The organism is Kothea flammea, from assembly GCF_052161645.1.
Taxonomy (GTDB): Bacteria; Planctomycetota; Planctomycetia; order Pirellulales; family Pirellulaceae; genus Laterigemmans.
Genome location: NZ_CP197414.1, coordinates 483,494 through 507,130, shown reverse-complemented (window position 1 = coordinate 507,130; position 23,637 = coordinate 483,494). Strand labels below are relative to the sequence as shown.

1 protein-coding gene is annotated in these 23,637 nt (G+C 56.1%); it reads left to right on the top strand.

All coding sequences use genetic code 11. The annotated features are described in order from the left end of the window. Positions 1 to 243: 243 nt before the first annotated feature. On the top strand, positions 244 to 23,628 hold the full coding sequence (locus tag SH139x_RS01695) for a PKD domain-containing protein (protein ID WP_488353561.1): 23,385 nt from the start codon (positions 244 to 246) through the stop codon (positions 23,626 to 23,628). Positions 23,629 to 23,637: the final 9 nt, after the last annotated feature.

Genomic DNA, 23,637 nt, shown 5'->3' with positions numbered 1-23,637 from the left:
TTGGACTTTTTCCGCGAATTCCTCAAGTCCACAAGTCGTTACCTGAAAACGGCTTACGTCGCCAGCTGGTGAGCTTCCCCAGCATTCTCCTCAAGAAAACACGTCCACTTCCTGGACGACTCTCGGCGATTTCTCGCATTGGTACCGGGGCGGAAAGTCTATCCCCGCCTTAAACTACCCATTTGGATAAAAGAATCAATCCAAATAGGCCCCTCTGTTACCAATTCAGCTTGATCAGCCGCCATGCCTCAGATTCGCCCCAACCGTCGCACCGCCGCTCGTCGTAGACGCCTGTTCGCCGAGCTTTTGGAACAACGCTGCTTGCTGGCGGGCGATATCCTGCTGTCGAACGATTTTGTGTTCGAGAAATTGCCCGCCAATTCTCCGGTGGGTGGGCTGACGGCAGTCGATCCTAGCGGAACACATCCGTACACCTTCGAGCTGGTTGCCGGGGCGGGGAGCGAGGACAACGCCAGTTTTGACATCGATTTTGATCAACTGGTCACGACCGAAGCGTTTGACGACGAGTTGCAATCGGCCTACTCGGTGCGAGTTCGCGCCACAGACAATTTGGGAGTGATCACGGAAAAAGCGTTCGTGATCGAGGTCCTCGACACCGATGGTGATTACCACGATCTGCTGGGGACCGCCGGCAATGACGCTTTCACGGCCCAGTACATCGGCAGCGGGACGAACGAGTGGTCGGTGGTTCGCAACGGGGCGACCATTTTCAGCGGCGAGTTGGCCACACCGACGACGAAGTTGCGAATTTTAGCAACCAGCGGCACCGATACGCTGACGATCACGGGGACCACTGGGAATGATACTTTCGCGATCGACGGCCCGGCGACCGAAGTCAACGGCTTTACCGTAATCGGCCAAAGTGTCGAGTCGCAAGTCGTCTCCGGCAGCGGAGGCAACGACACTCTCATCGGGCCCGATACTGACAGCACCTGGACGATCGATGATCGTAACCGCGGGACGCTCAACACTAACACCACGTTCTACGACGTTGAATCACTGGTCGGTGGTTCGGGAGATGATACGTTTCAGTTTACCGGAGGCTGGGGTGATTCCATTGATGGCACGCTGGACGGTGGTGGCGGTTGGGACACGCTCGACTATTCCCAATTCCAAGCAAGCAATAGCGTGCTTGTCAGTTGGACTCAAAACCGCGCCACCGGGGTTGGTTCTGGCACAGTCGGCACCCAGAACGCTGCCACCGGATTTGAAGCAGTCATCGGATCGGGAGTTAACAACCAAACGATTGAAGGACCCGATGCGGTTAACACATGGCGAATCAGTGGCGAAAACACAGGCACGGTCAATGACGGCCAATACAGCTTCACCAACTTCGGACGACTCCAAGGAGGGCCTCAGGAAGATGTCTTTGTTGTCGAGAGTAGCGGCTCGTATACTGGCTCGCTCAGCGGCGCTGCCGGCAGCGATCGCTTAGAACTGGACGATCGCGGCGCGGCGATTGAAATCAACAGCACCAGTCGCAACATCCCAGGAGTGGTCGGCAGCTTTTCCTTCGAAGAAGTCATCGCCGCAGGTGACTATGACCATCGCTTAACCGGCAGCAACACCAACGCGACGATTACCTTAAACACCGATGGAACCGTGAATGCCAACGGTACAGACTACATCGGTAATTTCGTCGAGTTCAGCGGGGGCAGTGGTTTCGAATCACTGTTCATTCCTGAAGTAGATACCGACTGGTTCATAACGGGTGAGGATACTGGATATCTAGTATTCGATGGTCGACAATTTGGCTTTACCGCAGTGGACCGACTCAATGGCAGCAACGCCGTTGATTCCTTCACCGTGGAAGTCGGTGGTTCATGGAGCGGACAACTCTACGGAGAAGGTGGAGACGACATCTTCACCATCCTCGACGGCACCGTGGAAACGATCGATGGCGGCTTGGACAACGACACGTTTGCCCTTACCGGTGGTAACGTCAACATACTATACGGTCGCAACGGCAGCGACACTCTCATCGGGCCCGATACTGACAGCCTCTGGACGATCGATGATCGTAACCGCGGGACGCTCAACACTAACACCACGTTCTACGACGTTGAATCACTGGTCGGTGGTTCGGGAGATGATACGTTTCAGTTTACCGGAGGCTGGGGTGATTCCATTGATGGCACGCTGGACGGTGGTGGCGGTTGGGACACGCTCGACTATTCCCAATTCCAAGCAAGCAATAGCGTGCTTGTCAGTTGGACTCAAAACCGCGCCACCGGGGTTGGTTCTGGCACAGTCGGCACCCAGAACGCTGCCACCGGATTTGAAGCAGTCATCGGATCGGGAGTTAACAACCAAACGATTGAAGGACCCGATGCGGTTAACACATGGCGAATCAGTGGCGAAAACACAGGCACGGTCAATGACGGCCAATACAGCTTCACCAACTTCGGACGACTCCAAGGAGGGCCTCAGGAAGATGTCTTTGTTGTCGAGAGTAGCGGCTCGTATACTGGCTCGCTCAGCGGCGCTGCCGGCAGCGATCGCTTAGAACTGGACGATCGCGGCGCGGCGATTGAAATCAACAGCACCAGTCGCAACATCCCAGGAGTGGTCGGCAGCTTTTCCTTCGAAGAAGTCATCGCCGCAGGTGACTATGACCATCGCTTAACCGGCAGCAACACCAACGCGACGATTACCTTAAACACCGATGGAACCGTGAATGCCAACGGTACAGACTACATCGGTAATTTCGTCGAGTTCAGCGGGGGCAGTGGTTTCGAATCACTGTTCATTCCTGAAGTAGATACCGACTGGTTCATAACGGGTGAGGATACTGGATATCTAGTATTCGATGGTCGACAATTTGGCTTTACCGCAGTGGACCGACTCAATGGCAGCAACGCCGTTGATTCCTTCACCGTGGAAGTCGGTGGTTCATGGAGCGGACAACTCTACGGAGAAGGTGGAGACGACATCTTCACCATCCTCGACGGCACCGTGGAAACGATCGATGGCGGCTTGGACAACGACACGTTTGCCCTTACCGGTGGTAACGTCAACATACTATACGGTCGCAACGGCAGCGACACTCTCATCGGGCCCGATACTGACAGCCTCTGGACGATCGATGATCGTAACCGCGGGACGCTCAACACTAACACCACGTTCTACGACGTTGAATCACTGGTCGGTGGTTCGGGAGATGATACGTTTCAGTTCACACGCAATTCTAGCGATTACATTGACGGCACGCTGGATGGTGGCGGCGGCTGGGACACGCTCGACTACTCACTATATAACCAAAGTTCCGGCGTCCTCGTCAGCTGGGCAACGAATCGTGCCACCGGGGTCGGATCAATCTCATACGGCGGGGTCGTGGGCGCTGCCACCGGATTCGAAGCGGTCCTCGGCTCGGGCGCTAATAACCAAACTGTCCAAGGACCCGACGCGGTCAACACGTGGCGAATCACTGACGAAAACACCGGCACCCTTAACGATGGTCAATACGGCTTCACCAACTTTGCAGGCCTCCAAGGCGGACCGCAAGAAGATGTCTTCTTGGTGGAAAGTGATGCCTCACTGACTGGCTACTTAGGCGGTAGCGGTACCGATCGCATCGAACTGGCCGATCGCACTACGGTGCTCGATGTCAATGTCACCAATCGCATCATCCCCGGAGTCCTCGGGGGTTTCTATGCAGGTGAGTTGCTGATCGAAGGTGACCAAGACAATCGTCTCATCGGTAGCACCGGTAGCGTGTCGGTACAGTTAAATGCCGATGGTACCGTCAACGCCAACAGTGTTCATTACATTGCCGGTTTCACTGAGTTCGCAGGAGGCAGCGGAAACGAATCGCTCTTCGCTCCTGAACTGGAGGCCAATTGGCACATCACCGGCGAAGACACTGGCTATCTGCTCTTCGACGGAAAACGCTTTGACTTTACCGCCACTGAAAACCTTTACGGTAGCGATGCTGCCGATTCCTTCACCGTCGAGGTCGGAGGATCGCTCAGCGGCAACATATTCGGTCGAGGTGGAGATGATACCTTCGTCGTGCTCGACGGAACGGTAGAAAGAATCGACGGTGGCACAGGAAATGACATTTACACACTGTCGGGCGGCAGTGTCACCAATATTGTCGACAGCAGTGGCATCGACACCCTGATTGGGCCCGACACCGACAGCTTGTGGACGATCGATGATCGCAACCGCGGCACGCTCAATGCCGACACCAGTTTTATTAACATCGAATCACTGGTCGGTGGTTCGGGAGATGATACCTTTCAGTTCACACGCAATTCTAGCGATTACATTGACGGCACGCTGGATGGTGGCGGCGGCTGGGACACGCTCGACTACTCACTATATAACCAAAGTTCCGGCGTCCTCGTCAGCTGGGCAACGAATCGTGCCACCGGGGTCGGATCAATCTCATACGGCGGGGTCGTGGGCGCTGCCACCGGATTCGAAGCGGTCCTCGGCTCGGGCGCTAATAACCAAACTGTCCAAGGACCCGACGCGGTCAACACGTGGCGAATCACTGACGAAAACACCGGCACCCTTAACGATGGTCAATACGGCTTCACCAACTTTGCAGGCCTCCAAGGCGGACCGCAAGAAGATGTCTTCTTGGTGGAAAGTGATGCCTCACTGACTGGCTACTTAGGCGGTAGCGGTACCGATCGCATCGAACTGGCCGATCGCACTACGGTGCTCGATGTCAATGTCACCAATCGCATCATCCCCGGAGTCCTCGGGGGTTTCTATGCAGGTGAGTTGCTGATCGAAGGTGACCAAGACAATCGTCTCATCGGTAGCACCGGTAGCGTGTCGGTACAGTTAAATGCCGATGGTACCGTCAACGCCAACAGTGTTCATTACATTGCCGGTTTCACTGAGTTCGCAGGAGGCAGCGGAAACGAATCGCTCTTCGCTCCTGAACTGGAGGCCAATTGGCACATCACCGGCGAAGACACTGGCTATCTGCTCTTCGACGGAAAACGCTTTGACTTTACCGCCACTGAAAACCTTTACGGTAGCGATGCTGCCGATTCCTTCACCGTCGAGGTCGGAGGATCGCTCAGCGGCAACATATTCGGTCGAGGTGGAGATGATACCTTCGTCGTGCTCGACGGAACGGTAGAAAGAATCGACGGTGGCACAGGAAATGACATTTACACACTGTCGGGCGGCAGTGTCACCAATATTGTCGACAGCAGTGGCATCGACACCCTGATTGGGCCCGACACCGACAGCTTGTGGACGATCGATGATCGCAACCGCGGCACGCTCAATGCCGACACCAGTTTTATTAACATCGAATCACTGGTCGGTGGTTCGGGAGATGATACCTTTCAGTTCACAGGCAATTCTGGCGATTACATTGACGGCACGCTGGACGGTGGCGGCGGCTGGGACACGCTCGACTACTCACTATATAACCAAAGTTTCGGCGTCCTCGTCAGCTGGGCAACGAATCGTGCCACCGGGGTCGGATCAATCTCATACGGCGGGGTCGTGGGCGCTGCCACCGGATTCGAAGCGGTCCTCGGCTCGGGCGCTAATAACCAAACTGTCCAAGGACCCGACGCGGTCAACACGTGGCGAATTAGTGGCGAAAACACTGGTACGCTCAATGACGGTCAATACGGGTTCACCAACTTTGCAGGCCTCCAAGGCGGACCGCAAGAAGATGTCTTCTTGGTGGAAAGTGATGCCTCACTGACTGGCTACTTAGGCGGTAGCGGTACCGATCGCATCGAACTGGCCGATCGCACTACGGTGCTCGATGTCAATGTCACCAATCGCATCATCCCCGGAGTCCTCGGGGGTTTCTATGCAGGTGAGTTGCTGATCGAAGGTGACCAAGACAATCGTCTCATCGGTAGCACCGGTAGCGTGTCGGTACAGTTAAATGCCGATGGTACCGTCAACGCCAACAGTGTTCATTACATTGCCGGTTTCACTGAGTTCGCAGGAGGCAGCGGAAACGAATCGCTCTTCGCTCCTGAACTGGAGGCCAATTGGCACATCACCGGCGAAGACACTGGCTATCTGCTCTTCGATGGAAAACGCTTTGACTTTACCGCCACTGAAAACCTTTACGGTAGCGATGCTGCCGATTCCTTCACCGTCGAGGTCGGAGGATCGCTCAGCGGCAACATATTCGGTCGAGGTGGAGATGATACCTTCGTCGTGCTCGACGGAACGGTAGAAAGAATCGACGGTGGCACAGGAAATGACATTTACACACTGTCGGGCGGCAGTGTCACCAATATTGTCGACAGCAGTGGCATCGACACCCTGATTGGGCCCGACACCGACAGCTTGTGGACGATCGATGATCGCAACCGCGGCACGCTCAATGCCGACACCAGTTTTATTAACATCGAATCACTGGTCGGTGGTTCGGGAGATGATACCTTTCAGTTCACAGGCAATTCTGGCGATTACATTGACGGCACGCTGGACGGTGGCGGCGGCTGGGACACGCTCGACTACTCACTATATAACCAAAGTTTCGGCGTCCTCGTCAGCTGGGCAACGAATCGTGCCACCGGGGTCGGATCAATCTCATACGGCGGGGTCGTGGGCGCTGCCACCGGATTCGAAGCGGTCCTCGGCTCGGGCGCTAATAACCAAACTGTCCAAGGACCCGACGCGGTCAACACGTGGCGAATTAGTGGCGAAAACACTGGTACGCTCAATGACGGTCAATACGGGTTCACCAACTTCGGCCGTCTCCAGGGTGGAGCTCAAGAAGATGTCTTTGTTGTGGAAAGCGGCGGTACTTATGAGGGTGATTTTATTGGCGGTGGTGGCGTTGATCGCTTGGAAATGGCCGCCCGCAGCGAACCATTGGAGGTCCGTGTCAACAGCCGCAGCGTTCCCGATGTGGTTGGTTCCTATTCCCTTGAAAAAGTCGTCGCCCTGGCTCCGGTCGATAATCGCTTGCTGGGGAGCGCTGCTAATACAAACTGGCTAGTCACGACCAGCGGTGACATCCTGGTCAACTCCATCACCTACGTCGGCTTTGATTCCATTCTCGGCGGCAGTGGTGATGATACGCTGTTAGTCGATTACAGCGGCGAAAATCTTGATGCCGCGCTGCAAATTGCCTTCGATGGCGGACCGGGCGGAAACGATGGCTTGGGATTCTCCGGCGGTAGCTTTAACACCGTCACCTATGACCCAGCCCAAGGAACTTTACAACTCGACGATGTGACGCTCGAACTATCCACCGGGAATCTCATCAACCTCACCCAAACTAACATCGCAAATCTGATCGTCCGTATCGATCCAACGAATATTGTCGACACTGAAATTACTACCACCCTTACCGCCGACGCCACCGACACGCTGGTCTCCTTCAGCGAATCGCTGGGCGGTATCGTCGTCGGTAATCTCTCCAACAGTTTTACCTTGCTGGGTGACGCGGTTGACAACGATACCATTGTCCTGGCCGGTCTGGGCAGCTCTCTCTCCGCGGATGTCGTCATCGACGGCCTCGGCGGAACCAATCAAGTTCGCTTTGAGGATACCGTTAGCTTAAGCGCGCATGCCGACCTGGAAATTTTCGCCACGCAGATCACCACCACCGCCGACGCGCTCGTGCGAACACAAGGTACCGGTCGCCTGTTGCTCTATGGCGACGCGATCGACCTCGACCTGACATCAACGCTCGATTCTGCTAACTCAATCACCCTGGCCCCCTTCTCTCCCAATCGTGATATCGATCTGGGCACCGAGAACGGTGCCGCGCTAAGCCTGACAAGCGCGATGCTCGACCGCATCTTCGCGCCGTCATTGATCATCGGTCGGGATGATATCACCAGCGGCACGTTGCTGGTCTCGGCCGCGACCTCCGCCGCCAATGCCGACTCGCTTACGCTGCTCAACTCGCGTGACATCATCATCGACGCCGATCTAACCGGTGGTAGCGATGGATTAACACTCCAAGCCAACCGACAGCCCGTTCCCCAAACAGGCACCTTTGCCGGGGTCACCCTCACTGCCAACGCCAATCTTACCGCCGCCACAACGGGCCCCATTTTCATTACGGGAAGGGGCGGTCAAACTGCCAGCGATGACAACGTGGGCGTGCTGGTCGAAGGCGCAGTCAACTCGGCGGCGGGCATTGAGATCGTTGCCACCGCTGGCCCTGCTGCCACCGCAGGTCAGTTGGCCTATGGTTTAAAAGTCGCCGGACCGGCGGCCAGCCTGCTGGCGGACGATAATGCCAACATCACGCTCCGCGCCGACAGCATCCAAATACTCACTGACGTTGACAGTATTCAAGCCGCCACCGGCTCGGTCCAGATCACTCCCAGCAATCCGCAAACCCCCGTGCTGCTGGGAGCTGTCGATAACCTTGCAAACGTTACCCCGACCCTCGGCTTGTCAGCGGCCGAACTACTGCACATCGCCGCACAGACGCTGGTGATTGGCGATCAAGGGGAACTCTATCAAGCGAACATCACCGTTGCCGGCGAAGTCACTTTAGCTGCCAATACCGATCTGCAATTAAGCACCACCGCCGATATCATCCTGGCGAGCACAATCGATACCGCAGGAGGCGATTTGTCGCTCACTCCAGGCGCTTCGCCCCACGCGGTCCAAGTCGGCTTGTCTCCCAACGGAGTGATTGCCAACGAACTGTTCATCGCTCCCGACCGCGACCTGCGTTTCACCATCAATGGCACCACGGCCAACAGCGAATACTCACAACTAAATCTAACCGCTGATTTTGATCTCACCGATCTCAACTTGGTGATTGACGGTCAATACCAACTTAGCCCAGCGGAAAGTTTCCTGCTGATCAACAAACTTGACGCCGCAGCGGTCTCGGGAACCTTCAACGGCTTCCCACAAGGCGCTCTCATCACGGTCAACGGTGGTATCCGCCAAGGCGAGTTATCGTATGAAGGTGGTGATGGCAACGAGATCGCAATCAGTGTGCGAGACAATCAAATCGCCGTTGTCACCACGGCTGACGAGGGTCCCGGTTCGCTGCGTCAAGCGATCCTCGATGCGAATTTTTGGCCAGGCCAAGATATCATCAATTTTGACATCCCCGGCCCGGGTCCTCACACGTTTACTCCCAGCTCACCTTTACCGACCATTGTCGACACATTGGTGATCGAAGGCTATACGCAAGCTGGCGCGGTGCCCAATGACCAGCCAATCGGCAGTAATGCCGTGCTGCAATTGATCCTCGATGGAACGAATGCAGGAGCCACCGCTAGCGGCTTCCACGTCAGCGGCCCCGCGGCAGCCAACTCTTCGATCTCGGGTTTTGCCATCGGCCATTTCTTACATGGGCTGTATGTTGAAAACACGTCGGGCATTCAAGTCCGCGGCAACTTCATCGGCACGAATCTCATAGGCTCGGCCGCCGCAGCTAATAGCGGCGCTGGCATTTACTTTTCCGACTCGGTCAACGGACAGATTGGTGCCAGCGAAGTTGCTGCCAAGAATGTGATTGCGGGAAATGAGCTTGGGATCGTGCTGAGCGGCACCGACACCCGCGGCAATCTCATCCTTGGCAACTTGATCGGCACCAACGCCGGCGGAACCGGGGCGCTGGCCAACACCGAGCACGGTATCTCAATTGCCGATGGAGCCGCGGAAAACACCATTGGTGGCGTGGTTGTCGAACACCGCAACACGATCTCCGGAAATTTGGCCAGCGGCGTACAATTGCTCGACTCGGCCGGTACCAATAACGCCATCTTGGGCAACCACGTGGGAATCAGCGGCAGCGGTACCGCGGCAATTCCCAACGCCGTCGGCATCTCAGTAAACGCTGCGGGAACGCGGATCGGTAACGGCTTTGGCGGTGGCAACGTAATCTCTGGCAATCTTTCATTCGGAATCACAGTGAATTCCGCCGCCGCCAGTGAGATTCTCATCCAAGGTAATACAATCGGTACCGATGCCGACGGCAGTGCAGCGATCCCCAACGAAGCGAGTGGAATTTCCGTCGCCGCCGGCGTGGTCACGATTGGCAGCGATCTCAACACCGCCTTCGACGACCAAGAGGGCAACTTGATCTCTGGCAACTTGGGTGCCGGGATCGAATTGCTGTCGCCAGGCAGCACGGTCACGGGAAACTGGATCGGCATCAACCGAGCTGGTACCGATGCGGTGGCCAATTCCCGCAACGGCATCTATCTCGGCTCAGCGGCCAACAACACGCAGATCGGTGGTGCCGCAGCTGCTGCCGGAAACGTGATCTCTGGTAACAGCCACAACGGGATCGCGATCTTTAGCGGCGAGAACCGCGTCCAAGGCAACTATATCGGCACCAGCTTCGACGGTACCCACCAAATCGCCAACACGCTTTCGGGAGTGGTCTTGGCGGGACCCGACAACCTAATTGGAGTCGATGCCACTCCGTCAGCCGGCAATCTGATCAGCGGTAACCTGGAACATGGCGTCTGGGTGACCAACGAATTCGCCACCGGCAACCAGGTGGCAGGCAACAAAATTGGGGTCAACGTGGCCGGTGACGCCGCCCTGGGAAATGCCCAACATGGCATTCTGATCGACGCCGGCGCAGCGCAAAACATCATCGGCAGCAACGGTAGTGGCAACCAATGGGCAGGTAATCAAATCGCCGCCAACGGTGGCGTTGATTGGGATGGTATTCTCATAACTGGTGAAACCACGTCACTCAATCAAGTCGCCGGAAACTTGATCGGCTTGGGATTGCAAGACCAACTACTGGGCAACGGTCGTGACGGCATCCGCATCGCCGCGGGGGCCACCCTCACAGTCGTTGGCGGCACGACGGCCAACGAGCGCAACGTGGTTTCAGCGCATCCAGGCGCCGGGATCCAAATCACCGGGTTCGGCACCAACGACAATCAAGTGCTCGGCAATTACGTCGGCACTACTGCCAGCGGCATGAGTGCGGCTGGCAACGGGACTTACGGCGTGCAACTTTCCGCCGGTGCTGCCCATAATGAAATCGGCGGCACGGGGACTGGAGAAGGCAACTTGATCGGCCAAGCGGGGATCAGTTCGGTCTTCGTAACTTGGTCCACCACCGCCGATAACGTGATCGCCGGCAATACGATTGGCACCAACAGAACCGGCACGGCTGCCCTCGGTGGTGCGGAGCATGGTATTCACATCGAGTCGGGCTCCACCGAGATCACAGGCAACTTAATCTCTGGTCATGAAGGCTACGGAATCTGGTTGGATAGCCAAGATCACTTGGTTACGGCCAACGTGATCGGGTTACAAGCCAACGGTGTCACAGCTTTGCCCAACCAGCTCGGTGGTATCTACATTTCCGACGGGAACAACCAAATCGGTTCACTCGTGGCGGGCTTAGGAAATGTGATCAGCGGTAACGCGGGGGATGGTGTGCTCGTCGAGTCGCTGCAAAGTGTGAACGTGCAGATCCTAGGTAATCGCATTGGGACTTCGGTCGACGGCTTAACCGCTGCCGCGAACCAAGGCCATGGCATCCACGTCAACGACCTGCCCGCACTCACCATCAGCGGCAACCTCATCTCAGGCAACCAAGGGGACGGTATCTTCTTGACCGGAACCGCCGCCGTGAATCACACGATTGAAGGTAACCGCATCGGGGTCAACGCCACCGGCAACGCAGCCATCGGGAATGCTAATGGAATCGCGCTCAGCGGACGAGCTCAAAACAATACCATCGGCGGGACCACGCCTGGGCAGCGCAACGTGATCGCGGGGAATCGGCTGGCGGGGATCGATCTTTCTGGCGAAGGGACGTCGGCGAACATCATCATCGGCAACTTTGTTGGCTTGGGTACGAATGGTCAAACCGATGTCGGGAATCAACAGGCGGGGATACGCATTGGGGAAGGGGCAACCTCAAACATCATCGGTGGCGAAACAACGCTGTTCGGGACCGCGGCGGGTAACGTGATCAGCGGTAACCAAGGGGCCGGAATCAGCCTCGAGGAAGACGCCGTCAGCGGTAATCACGTCATCCAGGGCAACATCATTGGTCTTTCCGCCGATGGAAACGTGGCGGTGGAAAACTCAACCGCTGTATCGCACGGCGGTTTATGGGTCGCATCGTCCGGCAACACGATTCAAGACAACCTGATCTCTGGCAACCGCTGGGCGGGCATCTATCTCTCCAGCAACGATGGCAACTCGCATGATAACACCATCGCCGGCAACTGGATCGGACTCAACCGCGGTGGCACGGCCGCCTTGGGAAATCAACGAGGGATCTATGCCGGTGCTGGCTCCCACAGCACCACGATTGGCGGCGTGGCTCCTGAAGACCGCAACATCATCAGTGGCAATGGCACCGGCATCCTGATCACCGCAGCTGCTGAGGATCTCCAAGTCCTGGGTAACCTTATCGGTCTCGGCCCCAACGGAAACCTCGGCATCAGCAACACGGGCAACGGTATCGAAGTCTCCGGCGGTGCCATCAACACGCGCGTCGGTGATAGCCTGCCTGGCAGCCGCAACGTGATCAGCGGCAATCTGCAAAACGGTATTTTGGTTTCCGCGGCGGGCGCTGGCACCGTCATTCAAGGCAACTACATCGGCACCTTGGCCAGCGGCGCGGCGGGCAGTGCCAACGTCGGCAATGGTCAAGTTGACAATCAGACCGGCGGCATCAAGGTGCTCTCCGTTGGCAGCAACCCCGTGCTGATCGGCAGCGACGAAGTGGGGGATGACGCTGAAGACGAGGCAAACATCATCAGTGGTAACCGCGGCTTCGGCATTCACCTCGGAGCGGGTGCCTCTGACGCGGGTGGGAACCAGATCGTCGGCAACTTGATTGGTGTCGACCGCAATCTCAACGCCCTGGGCAATCAAACCGACGGCGTGCAAATCGCCAGTCGTGACAACGTGCTGCGTGATAACACGATTGGTGGCAACAGCGGTCACGGAGTCTGGATTTATGACGCCTCGCGATTGCAAAATGGCAGCAATGATGGCAGACAGACCGATAACAATCTGATCGTGGGCAACGCTATCGGTACCGACGCAGCGGGCTTCAAAGGCTTGGGCAACGGCGGCGATGGGATCAACATCCAGTATGCCTCCAACACGACAATCGGCGGCAGCGAACCGACGGAAGCCAACCGGATTGCTTTCAGCGGCGGTGCGGGGATCAGCCTGGGCGGACTCGCCGAATCAGGACTCTCCACGGAAGCCTCAACTGTCATTTTCAGAAATTCAACCTACCAGAATGCCGGCTTGGCAATTGACCAAAATACCGCCGCCGCCGAAAACGGTGCGGGGATTACCCTCAATGATCCCACCGACAACGTGCTGGACTTTCCCATCTTCGACTCGGCGCTGGTCGAAGATGGCCTGCTCAAGGTCACGGGCTTTATTGGCGCCGGCGTCACGATGGAACTCTATCTGGCCGCTCCCGAAGCGGGGGCTATTTTTGGTGAAGGTCGCAGTTTCGTGACCACGCTCACCGAGGGCTCGGCAGACGATCTCGACGACACGACCGCCACCTATGGACCGTTGGTCAGTGGTGTCGAAGTCGCCGTCACGGCCATCGAAGCCAACCGCTTTGAGTTCAACATTCCGGTTGACCCATCGATCACCGATGGCGTGCTGTTAACGGCCGTGGCTCTCGGCAGCGTATCAGAGTTCAGTCCCCTGATCTTTGTCGGCGAGCAGTTAAGCGAACTGCAGCCGGAGATCATCTTGCCATCCACTGAGTTTTCCACCGAACCGCTGGTGCCGCTGTCAATCAGCGGTTCCTTCTTCGACCCCGACTCCACCGCATGGTCAGCCACTGTCGATTACGGTGATGGCAGCGGAGTGCTGCCCCTGCCGCTCAACGCGGATCGGACTTTCCAACTTAACCACGTCTATCGCAACAGCGGCACCTACTCGGTTGAGATCAACCTTACCGACAATTCGCAAACATCCTCCACGACGACGCTCGAGGTGACGGTTATTAATAATGCCCCGGTGGCAACCTTTAATAACTATACAATCAACAGCCCATCGTTTGAGGGCCAGCTGATCGAACTCAAAGGTGAGTTCTCTGATGATGGCGATGCCGATGTGCATACCGTCGATGTTGACTGGGGTGATGGCAACATCGATTTCGACGTGCCGATCACACCCGGTGAACGCAGCTTCGTCGTCACCCACACCTACCTGGATGATACCAATGTCAACGGCACGCCGACCGCCAGCGATTTGTATCGTGTCCAGGTCACTGTGAAAGATCAATCAGGCGCTTCGTCGAGCACGCCAATCGGTTTGTTCCTAACCGAAGTCTACAATGTTTTGCCCTCGGAACTGGATATCGATCTTAGCAGCACGAATATCACCGAAGGCGAGCCGATCTCGCTGAGCGGTTCGTTCTACGATCCGGGGATTTTGGACGCACACCAACTGCGAATTGATTGGGGCGATGGCACACCGGTCCAACGCGTCGACCTACCGGTCGGTGCCAGAACCTTCGCCGACCTACCCGAACTGACCCACGCCTATGCCAATGAACCGGCCGCCGGCGACAACCCATACGTCGTTCGCGTGGAATTGATCGACGATGACGAACCGCTCAGCCCGATCGTCTTCGAGCAACCGATCACGGTGGTCAATGCGTTGCCCGAAAGTGTCGTGCTGAACCTCAGCGCCAACTCAATCATCGAAAATGACCAAGTCACGCTGAGCGGCAGCTTTGAAGATCTTGGCATCCTCGATGCTCACCGAGTCACTATTGATTGGGGCGATGGTTCCAGTCGCACCACGCTCGACGTTGAACCAGGTGCCAGAACCTTGCCGGCAGGCATCACTCACATCTACAGCAACGACAAAGACGACGGCGGCAACTACGAAATCACCGCTTGGGTGACCGATCTTAGTTCAACCGCGGACGATCCTTTTGGTATCGGCACCACCAGCATCTTTGTCGCCGACAGACTGCCGACGATCAGCCCCTTCGGGTTTGAAGGGGGCGCGACAATCTTCCAGGAAGGCGATGTGGTGACCCTCATCGGCAGTTACCAAGATGCTTCCCCCGTCGATCGCCACAACGTCTCGGTCGCTTGGGGCGATGGCACCAGCAGCCAGGCAGTCGTCGACCGGGCCACGCGAACATACACCGCCACGCATCATTATCGCGACAACGGCACGCAAGCCAACTTTGATGCCGAGGTCGTAGTCACGGTGACAGACATTCGCAATGGATTGTCGGTACAAAGTGATTCACTGGTCGTCCGTGTTGATAACGTGGCGCCACAAAACGTCTTCTTCGAGCCTGATGAACGGAACGTTAACGTCAATAATCTGCGATTGAATTCGAGTTACTTTGATCCTGGCCTCGACGACACGCACGCACTCAGCTGGACTGTCAACGGGCTGCCGGTAACTGACTCTGGCGACCACTTGGCGCCGGAAGACAATGTCCCCGAACCGCTATTGGTCGATGCCGGCCGCGGGATACTCATTGATGGCGGGGTGTTGAACGTGGTCGAGTTGACCGTGACTGATGACGACGGCGGTGTCGGCATCTATGAAGCGGAAATCTTCGTCGGTTCTAACGACAATGATAACGTCACCATCACCAATGCTTCCTTCCGGCCCGGTATCGGTAACCTCCAGTTCGTTTCTCTCGGCGGTATCGATGTGATTGATGCCAGCGGGGTGACCGATCCAAGTCTGAACGTGGTGCTCGATGGCGGCGAGGGACAAGACTTCCTCTTTGGTGGTGCCGGCAACGACGTCTACTTACTCCGCGGCGGCAATGATTTTGCCAATGTGCCGGCGGGGGGCATTGCCGCCAACGACGCGGGTAGCGATCGCTATCGATTATCACCCAATAGCACGCTCACGGTCATCGATTTCAGCGGCGATAACGTTATCGACTTCGGCCTAGCTGACTTTGGTGACGGGACGGGAATTACTTACGACCTGGGCGCAATCTCATTCGACTCGCTGAACTCCCAAACGGTTTCCACGTCGGGTGATACTGACCACATCATCAACGCCCAGGGCAGCTTCAACGCACTGGTCGGCAGCGAATTCGCCGACACGCTGATTGCCACCAGCGATTCCCAGCTGGCAGGCGGCGGAGGCAACGACGTCTTTGAAATCCCAGACTTCAGCAGCAACATCTCACTCAGCGGCGGTGCCGATGCGGACATTTTAACGCTCACCGGAACCAACATTACGAACCTCGTGTTTTCCGGCGACGATGGCATCGACACGCTGGTCAACACGGGCCTTATCGACGGCTTAACCTTTTCTGGCGGGGCGGATGATGATATTTTCCTGAACGAAGGCAGCGTACTGGGAACGCTTAATTTCGGCGGCGACGATGGCCTCGACATCCTCACGAACACCGGCTCCATTGAAACGCTCAACTTCCACGGCGGGGCTGATGATGACATTTTCATCAACAACGGCACGGAAACCAATACGTTGAATTTCGGTGGGGACGATGACATTCTCCTAACCGGGATCGGCAGCGTCGGCAGCATCAATTTCGGCGGCGATGACGGCGCCGATATCTTCGTCAATCTCGGCTCCATCACGGATCTGACATTTGGTGGTGGTGCCGACGACGATATTTTCATCAACAACGGCAGCGATGTCACCTCGCTAAATTTCGGCGGCGATGATGATGTGCTACTCTCGGGCGCTGGCTCCATCGCCTCGCTCACCTTCGGAGGTGATGACGGCGCCGATATCTTCGCCAACATGGGCGATATCACCGAACTAACTTTCTTGGGAGGAGCCGATGATGATATTTTCATCAATAACGGCAACGACCTGACAACTCTCAATTTCGGCGGCGACGATGACATTCTCTTGTCTGGCCAGGGTTCCATTGGCCTGCTCGATTTCACCGGAGATGATGGAGCGGACGTGCTGGTCAACTTGGGCCAACTCGCCGAACTAAACTTCAGTGGCGGCGCCGATGATGACATCTTGATTAATGGCGGGGACATCCCCACCTCGCTGAACTTTGGAGGCGATGACGATGTGCTGCTCTCCGGCAGCGGCGCGGTTGGCACTTTGGTATTTAACGGAGACGAGGGGCTCGACTCTCTCTTGAATCTGGGTACCGTGGAAACACTCACCTTCGGCGGTGGTGCCGACAATGACATCCTACAAAACGATGGTGTCATCAATACCAGGTTGGTGTTCGCCGGAGACCAATCAGTCGACTCGCTCGGCAACTTAGTCTCCCTAGCGGGAGGAGACGAAGGGGCCGACACGCTGATTAACAACGGCACAATTTTTGAACTGGAGTTCAGCGGCGGTGCCGATGATGACATTCTGCTCAACCGGGGAGAGATCACAGGCGCGCTGAATTTTGGCGGTGATGATGGCATCGACATCTTGCAAAACGAAGGCAGTTTGCTGGGACCAGTCGTATTCGGAGGGGATGGTGGCGTCGACATCTTGGCAAACGCCGGACCGATCTCACAGCTAACATTCACCGGTGGCGCGGATGATGATGTGCTCGTCAATGGCGGCACGGAACTGCTTGGTTTCAACTTTGGCGGTGATAACGACATCCTGTTATCGAGCAAAGGCACCATTGGCGAACTGTTCTTCAGTGGTGATGAAGGACTCGACCGCTTGCTCAACTACGGCGACGTGACCCGGCTCACATTCACGGGAGGAGCCGATGACGACATCCTGCGAAATCTCGGTGAAATCACTGAGTCATTGACCTTTAGTGGTGATGAAGGCGCGGACGTGCTCCGCAACGAAGGTGTGGTTGCCACGCTGACCTTCGGCGGTGGCGCAGATGACGACGTGCTAATAAACACGGGAACGGTCACTGGCACGTTGAATTTTGGTGGCGATCAACAACTCGATGCCAACGGCCAACTGATCAACAGCGGCGATGAGGGTCTCGACAGCCTGCTGAACACCGGCAGCGTGGCCGAACTAATTTTCATCGGCGGTGCGGATGATGATATCTTGCAAACCGACGGCAGCGTACTGGGAACCCTCGATTTCCGTGGTGACGACGGGGATGACATTCTGATCGTGCGTGGAGCGATCGGTAACCTACAGTTCAGCGGCGGTGCGGACGACGACGCGTTGATCAGCAGCGCTGATGACTTGGCAACCATTTTCTTCTCCGGCGATGCGGGGGCGGATAAGTTTTTCAATTCAGGCAATAGAATCACCGATCTCGAGTTCATCGGTGGCGACGGCGATGACAGTTTCAAGAACAGTGGCAACCAAGTTGAGGCGATCCGTTTTTCCGGTGGCCTGGGCAAGGATAGCTTCCTCAACGCGGGCAATGAAATCAGTTCGCTGATTTACGCCGGTGGCAGCGATGATGATGTCCTGGTCAGCGAGGGGACGCTGATCGGTGAACTAGTCTTCGGTGGCGACTTTGATGAATTTGGTGAATTAATCGCTGGATCCAACCAAGGGGACGACACGCTGATTGTGCGCGGTAGCGGGGACGGCAGCGAGAGCTCGCATATTACCTTTTTCGGTGACGGCGGCATTGATGCATTCCAGAACAATGCGTCCGGTTTTGCCGCGATCAATTTCTTTGGTGGTGCGGCGAATGATGTTTTTCAAAACAACGCGAACAATGCCACCAACATTTCCTTTTTCGGCAACGCCGGAAACGACGTCTTTGAAAACAACGGCGCGAATGCTACCGGCATCGAATTCGTCGGCGACGAAGGAGATGATGTTTTCGTCAATGATGGCCTACGACTGACCGAACTAACTTTCCGCGGTGATGCTGACAATGATCTAATGTTCATGAACGGCAGCAACTCCAGCCAAATCGTTTTTGATGGAGGCCTGGGAAAAGACGCCGTGTCAATCAGCGGTACGCGAGTTTCGGACATCACGATCGGTGGTGGTGCCGATGATGACATCTTGCTGCTCGACGGCCCCGAAATATCGGCGATTCACTTTGGCGGCGACGCCGAAATTGCGACCGACGGTTCGTTACTGCCAGTCACCAATGGCGGCCGAGATACGATGCTGGTCTATGAGGGTGCGGCGGGCAGTTTTAACTTATTATTCGAGGGTGGTCAGGATAATGACCTGCTCATCAATGACGCTGCCAACGTCTCCCAACTGACCTTTGCCGGTGGAGAGGGAAATGATGGTTTTCAAAACAATGGCTTCCGCTTCAAGAACTCGCAATTCATCGGCGGAGTGGGCGACGATACGTTTGTCAGCGTCGGCAATGAGATCAACCAATTTCACTTCGCCGGCGAAGGCGGCGATGATCGTTTACAGCACCGCGGCGAAGCTGGCGGGGCGATCACCTTCGCAGGGGGCGATGGCGACGACAATCTAACCACCACCGGCGCTGCCGGCCAGTTGACTTTTGCGGGTGGCAATCATGATGACACCCTGGTGCTCTCCAATACGTCGATCATCGGCACGCTGACTTTCGCCGCCGACGAAGACTTCGACCCCGAGTCTGGTGCATTTACCTTCAGCAGCGAGCCGGGGGACGATTTACTAATCAACAACGCAGTGGTTACCAATTTGATCTTCCGTGGTGGCGACGGGGAAGACAACCTGCAAAACAATAACAACGTTCTCGGCACGTTGCTATTCGTTGCGGGTGAAGGCGAAGACACGCTGGCCAACAACGCCAATGAGCTTGGCCAGGTGACCTTCTTTGGTGGTGGCGGTGTCGACATTTTGATCAACAACCGCGGCAACATTGCTAGCTTGACCTTTCATGGAGAAGCTGGCGGCGACGTGCTGCGGGTGCAAGCCGGTTCCATTGCCGCCTTGACGTTTGTCGGTGGTGAGGGGGCAGATGCGGTGATCTACAATGGCGAAGGAGCTGCGGGAAGCCACGTCAGCATCGTCGGCGGACCGGATAACGATCTGCTCAGCTGGAAAGGAACCGCCGAAAGCCTCGAATTCCAAGGTGGCGAGGGAGATGATTTAGTCTTCATCCGCGGGGAAGGAAATTTGCACCTCGATGGTGGTGAAGGACATGACACCTTCAAGATAATCGATGATCCGGCCGCTTCGATCACGATCGCTGAGACATATTCCGGGACCGAAGACACCTCCTCGGATACCCTCGACTTCTCAGCCTTCACGGGCGGACCGCTGAGTCTTGACCTGCGGAAGCTTAGCAACCAACAACTATCTTCCGCTTTCTCCCTGCGTTTCAATGATCCACTCGGCATGGAAAATGTCGTCGGCACGCCGCTGCTCGATGTGATTGAAGGAAATGCTCGCGACAACCATTTCTCGGGAGCCCAGCTGGCCGAGCCTTTCGCAGGCCCGATCGCTCCGACTCGGAATGTCACCCAGTGGGTATTATTGGATTTTGACACCGAAACAAATACGGGAGCAGACGAACATGGTAGGTTAGACATCGGTGAGCATGTCTACTCGCAAGCGGATCGCGATGAAATCGAAGCGGCCGTCTCGGCACTCTATCGAGGTGATGATCCTGATAGCCTCTGGTTTGACGTCCGCATCACCCAAGATGTCAATGCGATCGAATCACCTTATCGCGAAAATGGCGAGTATGCCATCATCTACTTTAATAAGACGCCCGATTTTGGGCGCCCAGGTGGCTTGGCCAGTGAAATTGATCTTGGCAATCAAAATCTGGATGGCTTCTCGCAAGTACAGATCAACGGCCTGCTGGGAGGCGTGTTGACGGCTGAAGACATCGTGGAAGAAGGGCCCAACGCGGCTGCCGACGGTGGCCATTCGCATGGTGGTGGCGGTGGACCAACGCTGAAGGAAAACCACGCGGCAGTCAGCGACGCCGAGATCGGCTCGCTGAAACCGGCGGCCAACAACGAAAACTTTGTGGCCCTGTCAATCAAGATTGCCGCCCACGAATTGGCCCACTTGCTCGGCCTGCGACATGCGGACTCCTTCGGACCGATCGGCTATGGCTTACACGATCCCCCCGGTGCCGCCTCCTACAAACCTGTCTATTCGGGTCCATCGGGTGCGTTTGAAACATTCGAACATATTCTCGGCTCTCCGGCCTCAGTCGGTTCCACCCGATTCAATGATTTGAAAGGGCTCTTCTTCGGCGAACGGGAAGCCGTCAAGCTAACTTACGCCTTTACCGACCCGACCCACACCACGATTGTTGACCCCGGCAACAACACTTCGTCCGCCGCCGCCGAGCCGTTGCCGCTGGTTACCACCCACGTGCCCAACACCCTGGCGCGAGGGCTGAATGCCAACAAGGAATTTTACGTGCAAATGGGCGGCGTGAATGGTGAAATCGCAATCGACTCGGCCTCCGGCATCTCCGAAAACGATTGGTATCAGTTTGATGGTGTGGCGGGTGAGTTGATCAACATCGACGTGATGAGCAACTCGCTGGCAAGATTCGGCGGCGAACCCGATGACTATGTGGATACCATTGTCAAGGTTTGGTACGAAGTTGACGGTGAACTGCAGCTCGTTCCCTACTACGCTGGCCTAGCTGTAAACGACGACATCTTCGAACCAACCGATTCGAGTATCGTTGACTTGATACTGCCCACCGATGCGACTTACTACGTCGAAGTCGACACCTTTTTCCGCGATTCTTCAGATCCAAACTATCAACTCGCTATCGAGCTGCGCGATGAATTAGAAAGCCGTCGCGATGACGACGATCCCAGTAACGATCTAAGCGAACTTGAAGAAGATATCCTGGCGAGGCTCAACGATTCGCTCAACGATACGGATATCGGTGCCTATCATTTATTTATGTTCCGCCACCGCGCCGCCGACCTCACCGATGTCAGCGACCGCATGCGGGGTAACGGCGGCGATGACGAGTTCCTCGGAGGTTCCGAAGATAGTGAACTGTACTATGAACTTGGTGAGCCAATCGGCGACGTCGAAGAAGGTACCGCGATTAACCGACAGATCACCATTTGGGATACGGAAGCGAGCCACTGGAACGACAGCACCGTCGATTATGGCGACGGTTCGGGAGTGCAACCGCTGGTGGTTGACTCCGAGGGCAATTTCATCCTTGAGCACGCCTATCCGAACAACGGTGACTATACCGTTACCGTGGTGGTCCAAAATGACTTGGAAAAATCACTCCAACAATCACTAGCAGTCAGCATTACCAATGTGGCTCCCACGGCACAGCTGAATGTCGACAATATTGACACGGCCGATCCACCAACAGCGGTCGTTAGTTTCAGCGATTTGTTTGATGCTGGAACCAGCGATCTCGAGGCTGGCTTGAGGTTCAGCTTCGCTCTCGACGCGGCCGACCTGGTCGCCAATTATTTGGCGGCCAGCGAAACGGAGACGAGTGAATTTAGTTTTCCGGAGATTGGCGAGTACACCATCTATGGCCGGGTCTTCGATCAAGACGACGCCTTCAGCGACTATCAAGTGATTGTCGATTTCAACCAACTCCCACCCGATGCTGTGATCACCGCCCCCGAGTCGATCGAAGAAGGTGGTTTCGTGCTGCTCGACGGTTCGGCCAGCAGTGACCCGCTGCAAGACCCCGAATCCTTGATCTACACGTGGGATCTTGATGGCGATGGAATTTTTGGCGAGCAAGGCAGCGAAGCATTACGTGGCGATGAAGTGGGAATTGCCCCCACCTTCTATGCAACTGACTTAGATGGTCCAGGGGCGACGACCGTCTACTTACTGGTCACCAATGATGCCGGCTTAACTGACTTAGCCTCCGCCGATATGGATGTGTTAAATCTTCCGCCCGTGATCACGGACTTGGATGTCTCCAGTTGGTCGAAGGATATCACGCTGAACCTCGAATTCGAGGATGCTGGCAGCCAGGACAGCCATGACCTGGTGGTCGACTGGGGTGATGGCACCAGCACACCGTTGAGCGATGTCAGTGACGCGGTGCAACTGGAACATACCTATACTGATGGTGGTAAATATACAATTCATGTCACACTCAGTGATGACGATGGTGGCGAGACGGAAGCATTCGAAGTAGCCTTCGCCACCGGCATGCGAATCGAAGAGCGGACGCTGGAGATTGTTGGCACCACGGGTAGTGACTACGTATTAGCCAGGAAATTAGGCAGCCAAATCAACGTGATCTCCAACGTCGTCACCGGCTCGGGGTTAACTTCGCACTTTTTCGACCAGGCCGACATCGATCGAATCACGGCATACACGGGGGACGGCAACGACTACCTCAACATCTACCGATCGATCAACATGCCAACGGTGCTGATTGCCGGGGCCGGGGATGACTACCTGCGTGGCGGTCGCGGGGAAGACATTCTCAGCGGTGGTGATGGAAATGACACTTTGTTGGGTGGCGATGGCAATGATGTGATGATTGGGGGCAACGGTCGCGACTTTATTCAAGCACACCGTGGTGAGGATCTGTTAATCGCCGGCTACACAAGCTGGGATGAAGACGCGGATGCCTTGCTCGGCATCTCGCAGGAATGGAATGCAAAACGCGACTATGAGGTGAAGATCCGCAACATTCGCGGCACGACCTACGACGAGGAAGTGTTCGGTGATCGTTTGAACGGAGACTACTTCCTCGTAGCCTCCGGGCCGCAGCAAACAGTCTTCGACGACAATACACCCGATCGTTTATCGGGTGCCACGGAGCGGGATTGGTTTTTTGCCAACTACGTCAACGATGAAAACGACACGGGCATACCCGATAGCATCTTAGGCTTAACGGCTGATGAATGGATCGATGACCTGAATTCGCCTTAACGAGGTCGA